This is a genomic window from Methylobacterium tarhaniae (assembly GCF_001043955.1).
In the GTDB taxonomy this organism is placed as follows: Bacteria; Pseudomonadota; Alphaproteobacteria; order Rhizobiales; family Beijerinckiaceae; genus Methylobacterium; species Methylobacterium tarhaniae.
Map to the genome: position 1 here is coordinate 17,739 of NZ_LABZ01000003.1, position 18,641 is coordinate 36,379.

8 protein-coding genes and 5 pseudogenes are annotated in these 18,641 nt (G+C 62.7%); 1 reads left to right on the plus strand and 12 read right to left on the minus strand.

What is annotated here, in order from left to right; translation table 11 throughout:
• Positions 1-312: 312 nt before the first annotated feature.
• Positions 313-654 (plus strand): annotated as a pseudogene (locus tag VQ03_RS31340) (transposase); the annotation flags it as partial.
• Here VQ03_RS31340 and istA read toward each other — a convergent pair.
• The 12 genes and pseudogenes from istA to VQ03_RS34235 form a co-directional block, all read right to left on the minus strand.
• Positions 654-1,738, minus strand: a pseudogene (gene istA, locus VQ03_RS00360) (IS21 family transposase); the annotation flags it as partial. The pseudogenes VQ03_RS31340 and istA sit on opposite strands and share 1 nt — an antisense overlap.
• A 392-nt stretch (positions 1,739-2,130) precedes the next feature.
• Entirely contained in the window at positions 2,131-2,928 is a 798-nt protein-coding gene (locus VQ03_RS31345; RefSeq protein WP_425350011.1) for a thioesterase domain-containing protein, read from the minus strand.
• Positions 2,876-6,019 (minus strand): non-ribosomal peptide synthetase, encoded by a 3,144-nt coding sequence (locus VQ03_RS00365; RefSeq protein WP_167376038.1) that lies wholly within the window; start codon positions 6,017-6,019, stop codon positions 2,876-2,878. Before VQ03_RS00365 ends, VQ03_RS31345 begins: the two co-directional genes overlap by 53 nt.
• 336 nt (positions 6,020-6,355) lie before the next feature.
• Positions 6,356-7,339 carry a TauD/TfdA family dioxygenase gene (locus VQ03_RS00370; RefSeq protein WP_053078340.1) on the minus strand — a complete coding sequence of 328 codons (984 nt, stop codon included), beginning with the start codon at positions 7,337-7,339 and terminating at the stop codon, positions 6,356-6,358.
• Positions 7,340-7,372: 33 nt separating this feature from the next.
• A complete protein-coding gene (locus VQ03_RS00375) occupies positions 7,373-13,159 on the minus strand; it encodes a non-ribosomal peptide synthetase (protein WP_083467674.1) in 5,787 nt (1,928 codons plus the stop codon).
• Positions 13,057-13,395, minus strand: a pseudogene (locus tag VQ03_RS35205) (AMP-binding protein); the annotation flags it as partial. The gene VQ03_RS00375 and the pseudogene VQ03_RS35205, both read right to left, overlap by 103 nt.
• Before the next feature lie 197 nt (positions 13,396-13,592).
• Positions 13,593-14,831: pseudogene (locus VQ03_RS31355) on the minus strand (condensation domain-containing protein); the annotation flags it as partial.
• 101 nt (positions 14,832-14,932) lie between these two features.
• A complete protein-coding gene (locus VQ03_RS31360; protein WP_083467677.1) occupies positions 14,933-16,225 on the minus strand; it encodes an MFS transporter in 1,293 nt (430 codons plus the stop codon).
• 161 nt (positions 16,226-16,386) lie between these two features.
• Positions 16,387-17,358 (minus strand): annotated as a pseudogene (locus tag VQ03_RS31365) (DUF2817 domain-containing protein).
• Positions 17,359-17,460: 102 nt separating this feature from the next.
• On the minus strand, positions 17,461-17,751 hold the full coding sequence (locus tag VQ03_RS32520) for a hypothetical protein (protein WP_157063884.1): 291 nt from the start codon (positions 17,749-17,751) through the stop codon (positions 17,461-17,463).
• On the minus strand, positions 17,748-18,011 hold the full coding sequence (locus tag VQ03_RS32525) for a beta/alpha barrel domain-containing protein (protein WP_157063885.1): 264 nt from the start codon (positions 18,009-18,011) through the stop codon (positions 17,748-17,750). Before VQ03_RS32525 ends, VQ03_RS32520 begins: the two co-directional genes overlap by 4 nt.
• 403 nt (positions 18,012-18,414) lie before the next feature.
• Positions 18,415-18,641, minus strand: a 227-nt coding sequence (locus VQ03_RS34235) for a hypothetical protein (RefSeq protein WP_208605459.1), incomplete at its 5' end; no start/stop codon positions are given.

An 18,641-nucleotide genomic window follows, 5' to 3' on the forward strand; every position in this document is an offset into this window, starting at 1 on the left:
ATCTCGAATTTTCGACACCAAAACAGAATCTTGGCGACAATTCGAGATCGGGATAGGGGGCAGTTGAACCGCCGCGGGTCCGAGCGGATTTGCGTGACTGTTGCGTGACCAGAGCGAGGCTCACAGCCGCAAGCGTATCACCCGGCTGATGCAAAAGGCGGGTCTTGTAGGGGCATGCCATTGCCGCTGCGAGCCCGTGATGAGGCAGTGCGACCAAGAGGCTCGCCCCCCGTAACCGTCCATAGCACTACTTGGGCACTTTAATGGTGGCCTTTTGCGTTGTCCTGCTGGGTGGAGCAGCAGGAAGCGGCCATGAACGAGGATCGTGTTAATGGGGTTGACCTGGACACGTGGCTGGCTCCGTTCCTGGCCGCGATGGGCCGCAAGACGCGGCGGCACTGGGCGCCGCTCTACCTGCGCGGTCTGCTTGGTCCAGGCGATGGCAAGAGCCTGCAGCCGATGGCCGAGCGCCTGGGGCTCTCCGGGCACGACCAACTCCAGCACTTCATCGCCAGCCCGGCCGGGGACGACGCCCCGCTCTGGACCGAACCGGCCCACCAAGCCGACCAGATGCTGGGCGGACCCGACGCGCTCCTGGTCATCGACGACACTGCCTTGCCTAAGCAGGGCCCCCACTCAGTCGGCGTTGCCCAGCTGTCGTAGCGGGCACAGTCGGCGACCGGCTCGTGGCGCAGCCGCAGGCTCTCGGGCGTCAGCAGCGAGACGGGCGTAGGCGGCTCCCGCTGGCGGGCCAGGATGTTGAGCACCACGTCGGCCGAGTGCATGCCCTCGCGCAACGCCTCGGCGCAGACCGCTTCGACCGCGGAGAGGCCGTCGCCGAGCACGGCGGTGAGGATCTCGACCATCTCGCGGTCGCCGTCGGCGCTGCCGGAGAGCTTGCGGCGGATCCGTTCGAGGGCGGCGGGCAGGACCCAGTCCTTGAACGGTGCGCCGTTGCGCAGCGCGCCGGGCTTGCGGGCGAGCACGGGGACGTAATGCCAGGGGTCGAACACCGTCTGGCCGCGGCCGAAGGCCCGCGGGTGCTCGGCGACGATGCGCCCGTCCTGGCGGATCTCGATGCGCTCGGCATAGGCGCGCACCTCGACCGGGCGACCGATGGCCGAGGCCATGACCGAGTACTGTTGTTGTCGAAGCGCACCAGGCAGGTCGAGGACACGGCCGCCGGCACGGCGTGGAAGCCGTCGAAGCGTCCGGCGTAGGGGACCAGGGCTCCCCGTTCGGCTTCGAAGGCCTGCCAGATCGTCAGGTCGCGCTGCTCGGGATGCGGATGGGCCTTGGCGTAGGCGACGACCCCGTCGAGCAGCAGGGCGTTGAGTTCGTCGTAGCTTCTCACCCGGACGCGCGGGGTGAACAGGCGCTCGCGTACCAGCCCGACCTGGTTCTCGACCTGCCCCTTCTCCCAGCCTGACGCCGGCGTGCAGGCCACGGGCTCGACGAGGTAGTGCGAGCACATCTGCAGGAAGCGGCGGTTGTAGGCGCGCTCGCGCCCGACGAAGATCGTCTCGACCGCGGCCTTCATGTTGTCGTAGATGCCGCGCTGGCAGGTGCCGCGGAAGAAGGCGAACGCCCGGCTGTGGGCGTCGAAGGCCATCTCCTGGCTCTCGCGCGGATAGGCCCGCACGAACAGCATGCGCGAGTGGCAGAGCCGGACGTGGGCGACCTTGATCGTCGTGGTGACGCCGGCGATCAGGACGATCTCACGGCTCCAGGCGGTCTGCCGGTCCATACCGCAGGACCGCGCAGCCGTCCTGCGATCAGCCCCCTCCAGCACCAAGGCGATCGCCAGCATGCGGCGGGCCGCCGGGATGCTGGGCGCCCGGGAAGACGAGGCCCGTAATTCCTCGGCGCTCAGATCGGTGCGGGTGATGGCGATCCCAGCCATTCAGGCCTTTCCTGATCCAGCAACAGAATCAGATGCCGGACTGCAACGCAACCCGCCGAGTTACACTCTCCGCCCGTTGGCATAATACGATTCGATGGGTCAATATGTCATTCCATTCTAAAAATTCTCCTCTCCGTTTTTGCAAATATTCGCTATAATGGAGGCTATTTCTGCAGCTCGATCCTTGTCCATTATCGCCTCATGATTTGCATCGATAGAAAAAAATTTTATATCTTTACATATTTCAGACCATTTTTCTTGCATTTCCTGCATGTCAGAATATTGGTTCGCAACAAATAGCAATACTGGTATGTTCGATTTTTTTGGGCGGTATCTGAAAGATGCCATTGCGTTTCTATTGTATGTATTCGCCATGCAGGCGAGATCTTTGGCAGAGATCCCACCCCAATCGCCGCCATAATTGAGCAAATATTCGAACTTTTTTCAAAATCACTAATTGCAAAAAATTCTTCTGGCAAGTTAGCCATCAATCCGCTATCCAACCCCACGGCCCGGAAAAATCCGATCGCCGCTGTATAGCTTGAGTAAATATCGTCGCTTACGTCTCCGGTATGGACATGACTGTCAAACAAAGCTGTCAGTGTAGGATGCTTGCCCCGCTGCGATAGCAGGCAAGAAATCTCATAGGCAATGAGGCCGCCCGAAGACCATCCTCCAATCACAACATTGCCAATAAAATTTTGATCTTCGATATATCTAAGATAATTATCAGCCATGCCTTCGATTGTCGCCGGCATGTCGACATCGCCGGGATCGTCAATCCCGATTATGGTCCAACCCTCTGGCATGCAGGATGCCAAATCGGCATAGCGCGTCGTGATCCCGAGGGCGGGATGGACGAGCACAAGCGTTCCTGCGCCGCTCCCCTTACGGAAGACGTGGACCAACGCCGACGCCGACGCCGACGCTGGCACGTGGTCGATCAGTGACGCGACGCCCCTCAGCGTCGCGTCACTCATGAACTGAGCGAGGCGTATCCGCGTGCCCGTGCGTTCTTGGATCAAGGACAGCAGCCGGATAGCCAGCAGTGAATGCCCCCATCGCGAAGAAGTCGGCCGCCGGATCCTGAGGTCGAGTGCCCAGTACAGCCTCATAGGCTTCTGCGACCAAGATCTCGGCTGCATTCATCACTCCTGGGTCAGGTGTGCGGGACGCTTTGCCGTCGGGCGCAGGCAACTTGCTCCTGTCGACCTTGCCGTTGACGGTTAGGGGCATGTCCGTCATGAAAATAATCCGCGATGGTATCATGATCGCCGGAAGATACTGCGCCAGCACAGAGCGGATGGCGGCCTCGTCCCCATTCGTTCCATCCCTCAGGCAGACATAGGCCACGAGGCGAGGATTCTTCCCACTTGCGTCGTCCGCGACGACGAGAACCTCACCCACCCCGTCAAGACGGCGCAAGGCGGATTCGATCTCACCGATCTCGATCCTTTGGCCTCGTAGCTTGATCTGTTGATCATGCCGCCCCAGGAAGACGACCTCACCGTCCGGCCTCCGGCGGACGAGGTCCCCCGAGGCGTACATTTGCTCGCCGGGATGCCACGGCTCGTCCGGGAAGCACTCGCGGGTTAGATCGGGCCGGTTCAGGTAGCCGCGTCCGACGCAGACTCCCGCGATGAACAGCTGCCCCGGAACCCCGTCCGGGGCAGGCGCGAAATTTCGGTCGAGCACGTACAGCCGAACGTTGGGCATAGGCCGCCCGATCGGTGCAACCGCCCCGTCGAAGCCAGCAGGGCACTTCCACAAGGATACGCCGATGGATGTTTCGGTCGGGCCGTAACTGTTGACGAGAGTGGCGGCCGATCGATCCTGAAAACGCCGGATCAACTCCGGCGGCAGCCCCTCGCCGCCGGAGAATACCGTCTTCAGGCCAGTACAGGCGCGCATGTCGAGTGCATCCACGAATTCCGACAGCATTGAGGGCACGAAATGCGCGACAGACACGCCATGCCCCTCAATGATCTGGCGTAGCTGCAACGGATCCGATTGGCTTCCGGGCGGCGCGACCACCAGCCGGGCCCCGACCATCAGAGGCCAGAAGATCTCCCAGGCCGATACGTCGAATTGCAGGGAGGCCTTATGCAGGACGCGGTCGCCGGCATGGAGCGGGTAGGCGTGTTGTATGCCGGCGATGAAATTTGCGACGCCGCGATTCAGGTTGAGCGTTGCTTTCGGTTGTCCTGTCGATCCGGAGGTGTACATGACGTAGATGGGATCGTCCGGAGCGCCGCTCCGGCCCGGTATCGCGCTGGCGGTGCGGCTCGCCGCGAGTTCGTCGAGACGCAGCACCTCGGCAGGGGTCCAAGTTAGGCCGGACAGTGTGGCGCTGTCGGTCACGGTCACCTGGGCGCCGCTATCCTCGACCATGAAGGCGAGCCGATTGACCGGGTAGGCGGGGTCCAAGGGCAGGTAGGCCGCCCCGACGGACAGAATGCCCAGAATGGCCGCCACGGCGTCGAAAGAGCGCGGCAGCAGGAGCGCCACCAAGCTTCCCCTCGCGATCCCCCGGCATCGCAGCTCATCGCTGATCACCGTCGCGCGCAACAGCGTGTCGCGGTAGGAAAAGGATCCATCCTCGGTCACTACCGCGACGACGTCGGGCGTCCTCTCGGCCCTTTCGGCGATCGCGTCGAAGATGGTGCAGTTCGCGAAGGCGATTGGCTCCCCCGCGGACCAGCGCAATGCGCACTCGCGCTCGTCCGGGCCGAGGATCGCCATCCGTCCCAGTGGGACGTGCTCGCTATCCGCGATATCCGCGAGGGCCGCACCAAAACTCCGGCAGAACTGTCCCGCGAGTTCGTCCGACATCAGGCCGTCGCGTCGGTACAGCGTGACGGCATAGCAGTCCACACCCGGCTCAACGACCAGCGAGAGGTCGAATCGCGTCGCGGTGACCGGTATCGGAACCTGCACCAGCCCGGCGCGGGTGAACTCCTCAGAGTAAGGCCGCACGTTCTGCAGCACGAAAGCCGCCTGGAACAGCGGGGACGGATTGTCTTTCCGGTCGCGTAGCACCTGCTGCACAACCCGGTCGAACGGCATGTCCTGATGATCGAGGTCGCCGAAAATCTCGTGCGTGAACCGCCGGACATGAGTGGCGAAGCTCTCGTCTGGGCTCAGACGGAAGCGGTGAGCGACGGTATTGGCGAACAGGCCGACGACCCCTTCGAGTTCGGGCCGGCTCCGCCCAGCGGTCGTGGAGCCAACGATGAGGTCGTCCGCACTGCTGTATCGACCAAGGAGGCTGGCATAGAGCGTCAGGAGCACCACGTATGGCGTCGAGGCGAGGCGCCGGGCGAGTTCGTCAATCACCGGGCGCGGCAGAGCGAACGAGGTCAGGCGTGCCTCGTGAGACGGCTCAGCCGGCCGCGGAAGGTCGAAGGGGAAGTCCAGCTGCGGCGAAGGGTCCGCGAGGCGGGAAGCCCAGTAGCGTAGCGGCTTCTCCATCAGGCCCTCGGCCCAGCGCTGCCGTTCCCAGGCAGCGAAGTCGCGGTACGACACGGCGGGCGGCCCCGCGTCGAGCGAACAGCCGGTATAGGCAGCAAGGAAGTCGCGGGCGATGAGCGGCAGCGACCAGCCGTCCGTGGCGACATGGTGGATCACGATGAGCAAGATGCTCCTGCCGTCACCAGCACGGATGAGCGTGAGGCGAAATGGAAGGTCCGCCGCCAGATCGAAGGGCCGCTGAACCTCCACCCGCAGCACTTCGGTGACCTGCTCACTCGCCTCTCCCGGAAGCACAGCGGCGTCGACCATGCGCAGTGTAATTGCCTCGCACGCCGCGGGAACCTGGAAAGGCCGGCCCTCCCGCGCCTCAATACGGATGCCCAGCGCCTCGTGGCGTACCACAGTATCGGCGAAACTTCGCGCGATGCGCCCTTGATCGGGTTCTCCGTCGATCTGGAACGCGCAGGCGAGATTGTAGGACCAATCGTTCGGCTGCAGTTGGTTGAGGAACCAGAGCCTGCTCTGGGCAAAGGACGCTTCGGTGGGAGTATCGCCAGCAGGCGGGATGCCGCTCTCCGGGTCGAAGGAGAACCCATCTGCGGCCAGAAGCGAGCGAAGCAGAGCCTCTTCCGTCACATCGTTCATGGCTGGCATGTCGGCACCTCGCATGTCGTTACCTAGGCCGTTGCGGCGCGCGGTGGGCGGACGAACCGTCCGATCTCCAGGGCCGCTGCGTGGATCGATGGGGTTTCGGGTCATAGGGCCGAGCGAGAACGAGACTCGGGTTCAAGGGTCGTCGGTCGTGGGACGCTGTCTCCTCGGACTGCCACGAGCGGGGTCTGTGTGATCGACTTGGAGCGCGCTGCCATCCGTAGCCCCCAGGGCGACGGCATGTGCTATCGCACGCCGCCCCGTTCGCCGGACCCGGGCATCGCGGTCGATGGTCAGCGCGTGCCGCTTCGCTCTCCGGCAGGATCAGGATCAGGATCCGGGCTTGGCCGCGGCCGCCGCGGTGGTGGCGTCCCTCGTCACAACCTCGGCCATCTTGACGACGACGCGCCGCGTGCCAGAGAACGGTGTCCGGCCGTGGGCCATAAGCATGTTGTCGACCAGCATGACATCGCCCTTGCCCCAGGGCGCCACCACCGTACACGCGCCAATGACGCGGCGCAGTTCTTCGATGACCTCCGGCTCGATCCGCTCGCCGTCCCCATAATAGGTGTTCGTGCTCAGGTCGTCCTCGTCCTCGCCGAGCATGAACTCGCGCAGCGACAGCGGCTCGAGCGAGCGGACGTTGAAGAAGAAGGCGTGGTTGAACCAGACCGACTCGCCCGTCCGGGGGTGGGTCAGGACGGCGTCGCCGACCTGCTCCGTGCGAAGCGTGTCCTTGCCGATCCAGATCGGACGGATTCCGACGCTGGCACAGTAGGACTCGACGCACTCGCGGTCCTCGGTGCCGAACGCGGCCTGCCAGCCGACACCCATGCCAGGCGTGTAGTTGCGTCGGTACATAATCTTCTTCTCGACGAACTTGTGGACGAGGCCGTGATCGAGCCGCTTGAAAACCTCGCGCATGTCAGCGAGCGGCGTCTCACCGCCGGTCTTCGCAGGTTGCAGGCACCCGAACATGATCCGCAAAGGCCAGCGCGAGCCATAGGAATACTCGTTATGCATCTGGATCGGGTACGCAGCCGGGTAGTCGGTCGACGTGAAGATGTCGCCGGATACCTGGCTGCGTGGCGACGATTCCTCGGAGAGTTCCGCAACGCCGTACTGGAGAGCACTCGAAATCTCCGTCAGGCCGTCCGGGGTCGCGATCACTGCCTTCAGGATGGCGGCGCCCCGCTCGGCCAAAACAGCCTCGACCTCGCCGCGATGCTCCACGAGCCAGTCACGGATGCTCCGGTCCCGGTCCCACGCCAACACCGGAATGCGGTCGCTGCCAGTAAATGTCGTGATTTCCATCCTGCTCCTCGCCTGCGAAATGAATGACGACTGTCAAGGGAAGGTGGTCGTCGGTTCCGTGCGGAATGCCCCGCCGGGCCCGTCCTGGACCCCGCCTCGAAACCCCGGGATCTTCGGACGCCGGACCGCAATCCGGCGCGGCCTCGGCTCCCGCCCTAGGGCGGCGTGGTCCCTCGTGCTGCCAGGATCCTGAGGCGCGCGCGCGACGGCCTCGGTGCGCCCCTCCTGCGTGTCGGCCTGCTCTATGATGTCGACCATTCCGCGCACGGTCGGCTGCGCGAAGACCGATGCCAGGCTGATGTCGACGCCGAACAGCTTGCGCAGGCGGCTGACGACCCGAAGGCCCGACAGCGAGTTTCCACCGAGGGTGAAGAAATCGTCGTCGAGGCCGACTGCTGGGAGCGCGAGGACGTCGGCAACAACGCCGGAGACAAGTTCCTCCGCCGCCCTGGCAGGTCCCGCCGCGCCGGCTGCCGCTGGCGCCGGCGGGGCGAGACGAAGCAGGGCCCGCCGGTCGACCTTGCCGTTGGCCGTCAGCGGCATGGTGGCGAGCGGGCAGATGCGCGACGGCACGAGGTAGGATGGCAACTGGGCGCTGAGCGCCGCCATGAGCGCCTCGATGGAGAGGCTTGCGCCCCGGACGGGCACCACGAAGGCGATGAGCACGCGCGCAGCCCCCTCGCCCTGAGGTAGCACGACGACCTCCCCCACAGTCGGCTGAGCCTGGATCTCCGTCTCCACCTCGCCGAGGTCGACCCGGATACCTCTGATCTTCACCTGCATGTCCTCGCGGCCGAGGAAGTCGAGCGCGCCGTCCGGTCGCCACCGGGCGAGGTCCCCGGTACGGTACAGACGGTCGCCAGCCCGGAAGGGACTGGCCAAGAACCGCTCGGCCGTCAGGTCGTCGCGCCGCACATAGCCCCGCGCCACGCCAATCCCTCCAAGGTAGAGCTCGCCCGCCATGCCGTCGGGAACCGGGCGCAGGCCGCGGTTGAGGATGTAGGCGCGCGTGTTCGCGATCGGCCGCCCGATCGGGACTGGGTTCGGCACGGGATCCGCGCCGGTCGCGTGCCAGGCCGTGGCCAGGGTCGAGCATTCCGTCGGACCATAGCCGTTCACCAGCGTCAGGGCCGGCCGCTCCGACAGCAGCCGCGCCGCCAGGGAGGGCGACAGGACGTACCCGGCGACCAGAACTGTCCTGAGCGTTGCAAACGCCTCGGGCATCTCTTCGACCAGGGCGTGGAATATGCCTGTCGCCAGCAGAGCCACCGTGGCGCCGTGCCGTGCGGCGGCGGCGGCGATGGCGTCGAGCCGGGGCAGATCGTCGTCGATGAGGGAGAGCGTGGCGCCGTTCGCGAGCGCTCCCCAAATGTCGAAGTTTGATAGGTCAAACGACAGCGTGTTGGCGTGGAGCACGACGTCGGTCGGGACGATGTCGACGTAGTCCGTGCTGTCGACGAGGCGGACGATGCCCGAATGGGGGATGAGGACGCCCTTCGGCGTGCCGGTCGAACCGGAGGTGAAGAGCACGCTGGCAACGGCATCAGGCGCGACGGGCGGCTCGGCCGGCGCCTCTCTGTCGAGGTCGGGCGCGGTCTCCCCCACGTCGAGAACGGCCACGCCGAGCGCGGAGGCCGCCTCTCCCGCCCCGTCCGTCACCACCAGCCGCGTCGCGCTCGCCTCGACCATCAGGCGCAGGCGGTCGGCCGGAAGCGTCACGTCTAGGGGCAGGTAGGCGGCCCCGCAGCGCAGGATCGCGAGGAGCACCGCCACCATCTCGGGCGTGCGCCGCATCGAGATGCCGATGATGTCTCCCGCCCCCACTCCCGCCGTCGCGAGGCGCCGGGCTATGACGGACGAGGCGTCGACGAGCCCGCCATACGTGACCACCCGGTCGCGGTGCCGGACCGCGACAGCGTCGGGCCGCCGGCGGGCCCGATCGAGGACGAGATCGTGGATCGCTGGCGCGGACACGGCCCGCTCGCAGCCGCTCCGCTCCTCGACGATCTCGCGCTCGGCGGTCGGGCCCAAAAGATCGAGGGTCCAGATGCCGGCGTCCGGCCGGGCAAGGCCGTCGGCGAGCAGGCACAGGTAACCGCGCAGGAACGCCTCGGCACCGGGAGCGTCGAAGACGTCGTAGGCGTAGTCGAGGCGCAGGCGCCAGCCGGCCTCGGTCCGGGTCGCGGCCAGCGTGAGATCGTAGAGCACTTGCTCGGTCTGGTCCCCGAGGGCGAAGTCGACCTGAAGCCCTGGCAAGGGCGGCGCGGGGCGGATCGTGTCTTGCACGGAGATCACGGCCTGGACGAGAGCGTGGCGGTCGTTGGTCCGGACGGGCTTCAGCGCCTCGAGGAGCCACTCGAAGCGGAGGTCCTGCGACGCGATGGCGTCGACAGCTTGCCGCGCGGAGGCCCTAGCCACCTCCAGGAACGACGCCTCGCCGAGGCGGACCCGGGTGACGAACAGGTTGGCGAAGAGGCCAACGGTATGCTCGTGCTCGGGCACCGGCCGGCCAGCCACCGCAACGCCGCAGAGAAAATCGTCCTTGCGGGCGTAGTTCCCCAGCATCACGGAATAGGCGGCGTGAAACACCGCGAACGCGGTGCAGGCCCGCGCGACGCAGAACGCCGACACGGCATCGGTGAGGCGGGCCGGAAGAAACAAGCTGACGCTCGCACCCCGGCGCACCACGCCGGGCGTACGCGGCCGTGAGCCGGGAAATTCCAGCACGGTGTCCGCATCAGCGAGGGCGTCGATGAGGCGGCCCAGGCGCCCGGCGGCCTCGCCATTAGTTGGACGCTGCGCCGCGGCGAGGGCGTAGCGGCCATAGTGCGAAACGAGGGGCGGCAGCGCGGGCGCGTGGCCCGCCGCCCGGGCGACGTAGGTTTCGGCAATGTCAGAGAGAACGATGCGGAGCGACTCGCCGTCACTGGCCGTATGATGCGCCGTGAGTGCAACGAGGTGGTCGACCGGCCCGACGACGATGACGAGGCCGCGGAAGGGCGGAGCGCCGAACCGGTCGATGGGCTGGCGCGCGAAGCGCCGGACACGGGCCGCGAGCAGGTCCTCGCTCTCGCCGGGGGCCGCACGGGTGACGGCGAGATCGGTGGCCCCGGCGTCGCGCTGGACGATGCCGTCGCCGTCGCGGACGAACTGCGCCCGCAACATCGGATGGCGTCCGACGACCTCCGTCAGACTGTCGAGCAACGTGTCCACCTGCAGGGCGCCGCGGATGCGAAGCGTCGCGGTGACGTTCATCAGCCCGGTGAAGCCGGAGAGTTCCTCGGCCATCCACAGGCTCTCCTGGGCGATCGACAGTGGCCAGACCTCGGGCGGCCCGCCGGCCGGCTCCGCCTGGGCCGTGCCCGCGGCGGCAGCCGGAGCGACATCAAGCGTGGCTGCGATCGCCCCCATGGTCCGCTGCTGGAAGATTGCGCGGACCGGAAGCGGGATGCCCGCCACCTCTGCGAAGCGCGTAGAGAGCCTGAGTGCCAGGAGCGAGTAGCCGCCAAGTTCGAAGAAATCGTCGTCGAGCCCCACCCGCGGGATTCGGAAGGCCGCCGCTGCGACGTCGCACAGGATCCGCTCGGCCTCGGTGCGGGGCGGCACGTAGGAGCGGACGGGCGCGATCGCCTCCGCCGAACGCAGCAGGGCTGCCGCGTCCACCTTGCCCCGCGCTGTCAGCGGGATCGCGTCAACCCGCACCAACGCCGTCGGCACCATGTGGCTAGGCAATCGGCTCGCGAGAGCCGCGCGGATGTCCGCGGGCGAGGGAGCGACGCGCGCAGCGGCTAGGCGCATCGCCTCACCGACGAGGGTGATCGAGCGCAGCGTCGCTTCGACCGGGATACCGAAATCGACGAGGCAGGCAACCTCGTCGACGCCGCTTCCGCCGAGAGCCCGAAGGCGCGCCGCGCACGTCGCCGGGGAGCCAATCAGACCTTGCTGCATCACGCGGTCGACGGCGATGTCGAGTACGGCCTCGACGTCCATGCCGGCGACGGCCGCCGACCCGCCGACGAAATCGGCTCTTAGCCTGGCGTGCTGGCGCAGGTAGGCCCTAAGCGCCGGGGCCACGATTCGTCGTGCCTCCGCGTCAGTGTCCGCCACGAAGGTGTGCAGCATCAACGCTACTCGTGCGCGCAGGCCGGCTGGAGCCGGCCCGCGGCGGAAGCGTTCGATATTTGCCGCGAGCTCGTCCATGTTCTGGTTGTTAAGGGCTGTGAGGACGCCGGTGCCGAGGTCGCGGGCGAGGTCGAACGTCTCGGGCGAAGCGGTCGCCGTGAGCCAGAGCGGGATTGTCCCAGCCTGTGGGAGAGGCCGGATGCGGACGGCGACTGGCTCGCCATTGCCGTTGGGAAGGTCGACGGCCTCGCCACGCCACAGGGCGCGCAGGAGCGGCACCGTCGCGGCCACCGTCGCCTTGCGGTCGGCGTAGGCCGCCGGTGCGAGGATGAAATCGTTGGCCAGCCAGCCGCTCGCGAGGGCGACCTGAGCCCGGCCGGCCGACAGACGGTCGACGATAGCCCATTCTTCGGCGATCCGGACAGGATGGTGGAGCGGCGCGACGACGCTGCCTGCCCGCAGGGAGATCCTGTCCGTCACCACGGAGAGCGCGGCGTTGAGCAGGGACGGGTTGGGATAAGCCGCCGCCACGTCGGTAAAGTGTCGCTCAGGCGTCCAGCAGGCGATCAGACCGGCTTCCTCCCCCGTTCTCGCCGCGCGCCGGTAGGCCTCGTAGACGTCGCCACCGTCGCCAAACGAGCCGTCGCCGAAGAAGAACAGGCCGCATTCCGCGTAGGGCATGACCGTCCCGCATTCGGGATCGGCGACGTAGAACCCGACGAGGGCCGTCTCGTCGGCGCCATCGGGACGGGGCAGCACCACGGCCTGGGCCACGCCGTCGACGGCCATCAACGCGGCCTCGACATCGCCAGACTCCACTCGGTAGCCGCGTAGCTTCACCTGGCCGTCGCGGCGCCCGAGGAACTCAACACTGCCGTCGGCGCGCCGCCGTGCCAAGTCTCCAGTGCGGTAGCTCCGTCCAGCCACACCGGCGTCCGGAACAAACCCGTCCCCAGTCTGTCCACCGACATAGCCCTCGCTTATTTGTGAGCCGTGGATAACCAATTCACCGACTTCGAGCAGACCAGCGGCCTTGCCTTGTGCCGTGCGGATCTCTGCCTCGACGCCAGGAATCGGCCGTCCGATCGCGACGCGAGAACGCCGGGGTGCGTCGGCACCACAGCGGTGGAAGAGCACCGCTTGTGGTGTCTCCGTCGCGCCGTAGAAAACTACGCATTCCGCACTCGACGCTGCGCGGCAGAGGGCCACGTCACTCGGGCGGACGACATCCCCGCCGAAGAAGACCCGGCGCAAGCGCGGTAGTGCCGCCCCGCTCCCGAAGGCGACGCGGCCTATCGCTGGGGTGAGGTGCGCCACTGTGACACCGGCGGATGCCAGCCATTCGGCAACCGATCCATCGTCGATTACCGCCTGTGGAGGGATGTCGAGTCGGGCGCCGGACCAGATCGGCGCCAACATGTCGCGCAGCGAAGGATCATGCCCGATCCCAGACAGAAGCGAGAAGCGATCATTCGCCGTGAAGCCAAATTCCTTAGCTTGCCAACGCAGGAAGCGGAACAGGGGAGCGTACGTGGTGACGACGCCCTTCGGGTGGCCCGAGCTGCCAGAGGTGAACTGGATTACCGCCGGCATGGTCAGCCCTGCCGGTCGGGAACATTGCCTTCCGTATGATCCGCGAACCAAGCCCGTACGGCGCTCAGGCTGGGGATGGGAAGAACGCGCACCGCTCCGTCGCATGGGTCGGGATTATTCGCTGTCTCATCGACGAGGATGATCTCCGCACCGGCTGTGCCTACTAGGCCGGATAGGTAGGCACGGGGGTGCCTGCCATCGAGCAGCAACGCGACCGCTCCCGCCTTCCAGATGCCCAGGAGAACCAATGGTAGGGCGTGGTTGCGCATGCAGATCGCCGCGACCGTCCCGCCCCGGCAAATGCCCTCTTTGACGAGCGCACGGGCGATCCGGTCCGAAGCCGCATCGACTTCGCGATAGGAAAGGGTAGTCTCTCCGAAGGAGACCGCAGTTGCGCCCCCTGGATCAGGGCGTGTGCTGCCAAGCGCTCAATCACGCCCTCGTCGTCTAATTCATGATTCGCACCTTGAATATTCCGATCGATATTGCATGATGCATAATTAATAACCGAACTTTCTGTCAATTCATTATAATATTTTTTAACTATTTGTTCGATAGTCAATCTTTCAAACAAAGCTTCATCATATACAATTTCGATCTCGGCTCCGCCACAATCGTCTTTCCTGACATAAAAGGCGATATCAGCCTTTGAAAATATATTAGGGATTGGCTGGCGCGACACGTGGGCGCCGGCCATAGGCATATCACCTGCGTCCCAAGGGATGTAATTAAAAGAGATATGGTGACCGGGATGGTGCTGTTGTGGGCTGCTGGCCGACCGACTAGGCTGCAGGCGCGCAGCGCGGACTGCGCGCTTGACGGCCGCTTGCACAGTCACCAGTTCATCCGCTGTGTCATACGCTAGATCCTCAACGCCAGATGGTGTCTCGTCTGTGCCCAGCCGGACCGAGGTCATTCTGGTAAACAACCCGACTGCGTTGCGTGTTCGTCGGCCCGAGCGGTTGGCGACCGGCATATTGATGATGATGCGGGACTGACCCGTCCAACGGCGGAGGATGCGGGCTAGAGCTCCAATCAGTACCGTGTTCCTCGTCACCGAAGATCGCCGGGCTGACTCGGCCACCATGTTCCACTCATCCCTGTCAAGGCGGCGGCAGACAGAGCGCGGTGTGAACGGCGTACCGTTCCGGGCCCAATCCAGCGGCAGATCACTCTGCTCAGGCGCGGCCTCAGGCAAGCCTTTCACGACATCCTCCGTCCCGTCGTCACTGGCTTCCTCGCAGGCATCGGGATCTTCCGTCTCAATCGGAGCGAGATCGTCCTTCGCACCGGCATAGAGAAGTTGAAATTCCCGCAGGAGGACGCTGAGCGACCAGCCATCCGCCACTAGGTGATGAACCGCCAGCACAAGGATATGACGCTCCTCAGCCGCCTTCAGGATCAGAAACCTGATCAGCGGAGCGGCTGCCAAATCAAAGGGTTGCCTTCCAAATGCAATCGCCGCCGCAGTTATGTCCTGGGCGAGAACCTCGCCGCCGGCCACAGTCAGATCCCTATGCTCGATACTTAGGTCGACCACCGCGCATGTCTGCCGATACCATGTGCGACCGTCGTAATGAAAACTTGTTCGCAGCATCCTGTGGCGTTCAACGAGCGCGGCGAGCGCGGCTTTCAAATGCTCCATCGACACTTGGCCAACGATCTGCACGGCTTCAACAAGATTGAAGACGTCCTCAGGACGACGTAGCATCTCAGCGATAAGCAGATCGGTCTGCTCCTTGCTCGGACGGCTTCGGACGTACGCAGTTACGGCCATGACAGACCTGTTCCCTACATAACTTGTCAGAACTTCACGATTTGACGTTAAAATCGGATTAAATCCATATACAACTTCAGTTTTGGCACGCAATAAATACACTATACGGTCGATGATTTGGCGTTACGACAGAATAAATGCGATGCATATAGTATGGTTATACCCAGTAACTTTGCGAACGGGGGGAAACAGAGCGCGGCGCCTGCGCCAACTGCCTCCGCTGCGAAGCCGCCGCCGACGGCTCCCACCATAGTAACCAGTCCAGATCCTACGGCAAGGAGGGCAAAGACATTTGGCAAAGCGTTAATCCGAACGATAATCTGAATTCGACTTCGTGCAGAGATAAGGAAAAGAATCAATCCGAAATCACTGATTAGCTGGCCGATACTCAACCAAATTATACCGTAGGCTGGTGAAGCGCCTGCAATGGGAAATAAGGATAGACCTATGGCATTGCAGGCAAGGCCATACATTGAAACTCGACCTAGGCGGTCGGATTTCTGTTGGCGGATGAAGGTCGAGCCCAGAAGAAGCCCTACACCTCCGAAGGCGAAAGTCACTCCGAGTTGGAAAGGTGACAAGCCCATCGTACGGATTGCGTGCAGCGTGTAGACGGCTCGCATAGCCTCATTGGCTAAGGTGGACGAGAGCAGAGCCATGACAAGACCGGCCAATTCCGGATTCGATCTCACGAGACGCCACCCAGATGCATCACCGGCTTGGGCATGCGTTTCGTACCCCACTTGAGGAACGACACGACGCATGCAGAGAAAAGCGATGAGAAATCCCGCTGCGTCCGCAGCAATCGAGTACGCAGGTGTCATGAGGGCAACCAGCATGCCCATGACCAAAGGCCCCACAATTTCGGCGCTAGCATCGGAGGTCGCCAGTAGCGAGTTCGCCCGCACGATGGCGGAGCCCTGAACGACTGCCGGCAGCAGGGACCGTTCAGCAATATCTGAAATAGCCGCGACGATCCCATATAGGAGGACCGCTCCCATTAATATCGTCAAGTTCAAGATTCCTGCAGCATGCGCGGCAGGGATGAATGCAAGCACTGCTCCGCGGACTAACAGGCATGTTTTGGCGATCCGCGCAGCACCAATGCGAGATATGATTTTTTTTACTACGAGCCCAACGATGATGGCAGGACCCGTCAGCAATGCCTGCATGACACCGAGATCGCCGGCACTCGCTCCGAGGGATACGACGGCAATCAGTGGCAATGCTTGACGCGTAATTCTTGACCCAAGCGATATAGTCGCTTGAGATGCTAAGAACCAATAAAAACTGTGATGTAGACTGGCTTCTTCGCCCTCATGAGACGTATTATTCGCGCCAAAACGCAACTTCGATTGTATATTACGTAACGGCGTATATCCACAGACCTTCATGAAAGGCCCCTAATATATGTGAGAGTCTCGTCGATGATGTCCAGTCCAGTATCAGTGATTATTGATCGCCATTCTGCATCAGCTGGGCAGAAGGCATCTCGTAAAGTCTGGCGCAATTGCTTATGCGCGATAGACCCTCGATCACGATGGTAGAGCCAGTTTTATTCGATCAGGATCTCAGAGATCGAACCGACGCCGAATGTGCCAAACTCTAATGTCAGGTCGAACTTGCATCTCGCTGACACTCGCTGACGAAAGGCCGACCTCAGGCTTCCGCTGATCGCAGTGGAACTGCTTGATCCGTCGCTTACCCTCGTGACCCGGCCTGAGAGGCGCGTCACGATCGAACCACCTTCCAGCATCGTCGGATCATGAAGCATGATTTCGGCCTTGCCATAAGCGCCTAAGCCCGTATGGAGGTCGATCATCGCGGCAGTATCATATGAATGACCGAGGTCGGACATCAAGTCCTCCACAACTCGGCGAGACCAGCTGGGACGGTTACCACCATAAAATACGCCATCTTCGAATTCATATTGTCCGTTGGACAAATCGGCTTGAAGTGCCTTCAAGCCAATCTTCGCGGCAGCCCGTCCAAAAGCGGCGCGACGCGCGCCGATCGATACGGCATCCCATTGCGCTGGCATCACGTACGGATGAAGCGCCCTGTAGCCTTCATTTCTTAAAGTATTTTTAAAATCTACAAAGTTTCGATTAATATCAATATTATCTTAATTTGTCCTCCTCGACCAAGCAAATTCGTAAGGATTAACGGCATGAATGAGTAACATCGCCGTTGAATGATCAAGATAAGGATTTCGCGCAAGCCATGCCGTTTGAATCAGTGATCCAGCCAAGCCTTCCACGCCGTGCACACCGCCGCTGACGACGAGCAGATGCTGCGCCTTTGGATTACCAATCAGTATCATGTCCATGGCGAGTGCTTCGCCGTGGGGGCCATGTTCAGGATGCATGATACTCGTGACGCGGCCACGTGATCTCGATGCGCACATCAAGAAGCACCGCCGCGCCGAACGGTAGTCGAGTGCCTCTGTTAGTAGTTGAGGAATGACCATCGGCGTTATCCCCGTTTTATTGCCGTAAATATTTCCATAATACTTTCTGGCACGCATTGCTCACGCCTCAAACTAATAATTTTTCAATATTTATTCAATAAATGATAATTTTTAAATTGTAAAATTTTTTTGTTCACAGTAATAAAGTAAATTTAATTTTTACCAGTCATCTCGACGCTGTTCATAATAACAGCAGCATTTTTTCTCGCGCCTCTTACACATCGCCATCTGCGGCAGCGGCGGCTGGAAGCGCTGCCCGCGAGTCCAGCTATCGGAGGGGGCTAAAGTACCGAGGTGCTGTTCCCACCCGAAAAAGTATCGCACGCCGAGGACAAAGAGCGCTTCAATCTGCAGAACCGGTCGCGGAGCATTAGCGAAATCTTTGATTCCGACGACACGCGAGAGACCGCCGATCGCGAGTAGCGTTTCGTGGTCGGTCTGGTTCTTCAAGATAAAGAACTTATTGTAGAGCAGATGTCAAGATCAACATTGTCATGCAACTGTTCGAGATGGCGGAGCGTTTCGTGTTGATCGACCTTCGATCCAAAAGAGGCTGTAATCATGATAGCCACGGCGCCTGCCCGCTGAGCCTGCTCAGCGAGGATCAGGACCTCTGTGATTGAAGGGCGCTCGATGCCAGCGAACACAGACGATCTACCGGCTAGATCGATCGTGGGATGAAGCATCGCACTCCACAGCTCCTTGGTCAACCATTATTTCTTTCCTGAGGTCAAAAAATGTATATAGGAACAAATATCAACAGCCTGAGAGTGTGACTTGGTGCGTTGCGGCTTGGCCTGACTTCTGATTCGCTTGTGGGATCAGGAGAATGCGTCATGAACGGGATGGCGATCGCCCGCAGCGATCTCACCGCTGAGAAGTTGCGCGCGGGCTCCTCTAAGGCACCTCTTTTCACCGTTCGACCACCGTCGAGGACACAGTCGTTATCACGAGGATGACTTTCGGTGATTGGGTCGTGTTCCTTGGAGTGGTGTAGCTGACCGAAGGCGGGAGAACCCGCCTGTTCGCCTTTGGCAGCGCTGTAGGAGGCGGGATCTCTCGCGGGTGTGGCCATCGGCAGTGACAGGGTAGGATCGGTCAGGATAATTCCATCTATATCGGAAACGCCGCAGAGGTCTGTTGAGCGTCCCGAACCATACCGAAATGGTCGCCCGCGACGCGCACGATGCTCACTTTGTCGGACAGGGAGCTGAGTTCGGCCCGAATGGCATCGTCGCTGTGTGCTCCGATCATGCTGCCGTTGGCAAAGATCAAGTGGATAGGCCCGTGTACGCGACCAGTGGGAAGGTAAGCGCGATTAAGAGCGCCTAACAGAACGG

Bases quoted from the DNA above. Each gene is read 5' to 3' on its own strand.
- VQ03_RS31360 (WP_083467677.1), bottom strand. From the start codon at position 16,225: ATGAAGGTCTGTGGATATACGCCGTTACGTAATATACAATCGAAGTTG.
- VQ03_RS00375 (WP_083467674.1), bottom strand. From the start codon at position 13,159: ATGCGACGGAGCGGTGCGCGTTCTTCCCATCCCCAGCCTGAGCGCCGT.
- VQ03_RS00370 (WP_053078340.1), bottom strand. From the start codon at position 7,339: ATGGAAATCACGACATTTACTGGCAGCGACCGCATTCCGGTGTTGGCG.
- VQ03_RS00365 (WP_167376038.1), bottom strand. From the start codon at position 6,019: ATGAACGATGTGACGGAAGAGGCTCTGCTTCGCTCGCTTCTGGCCGCA.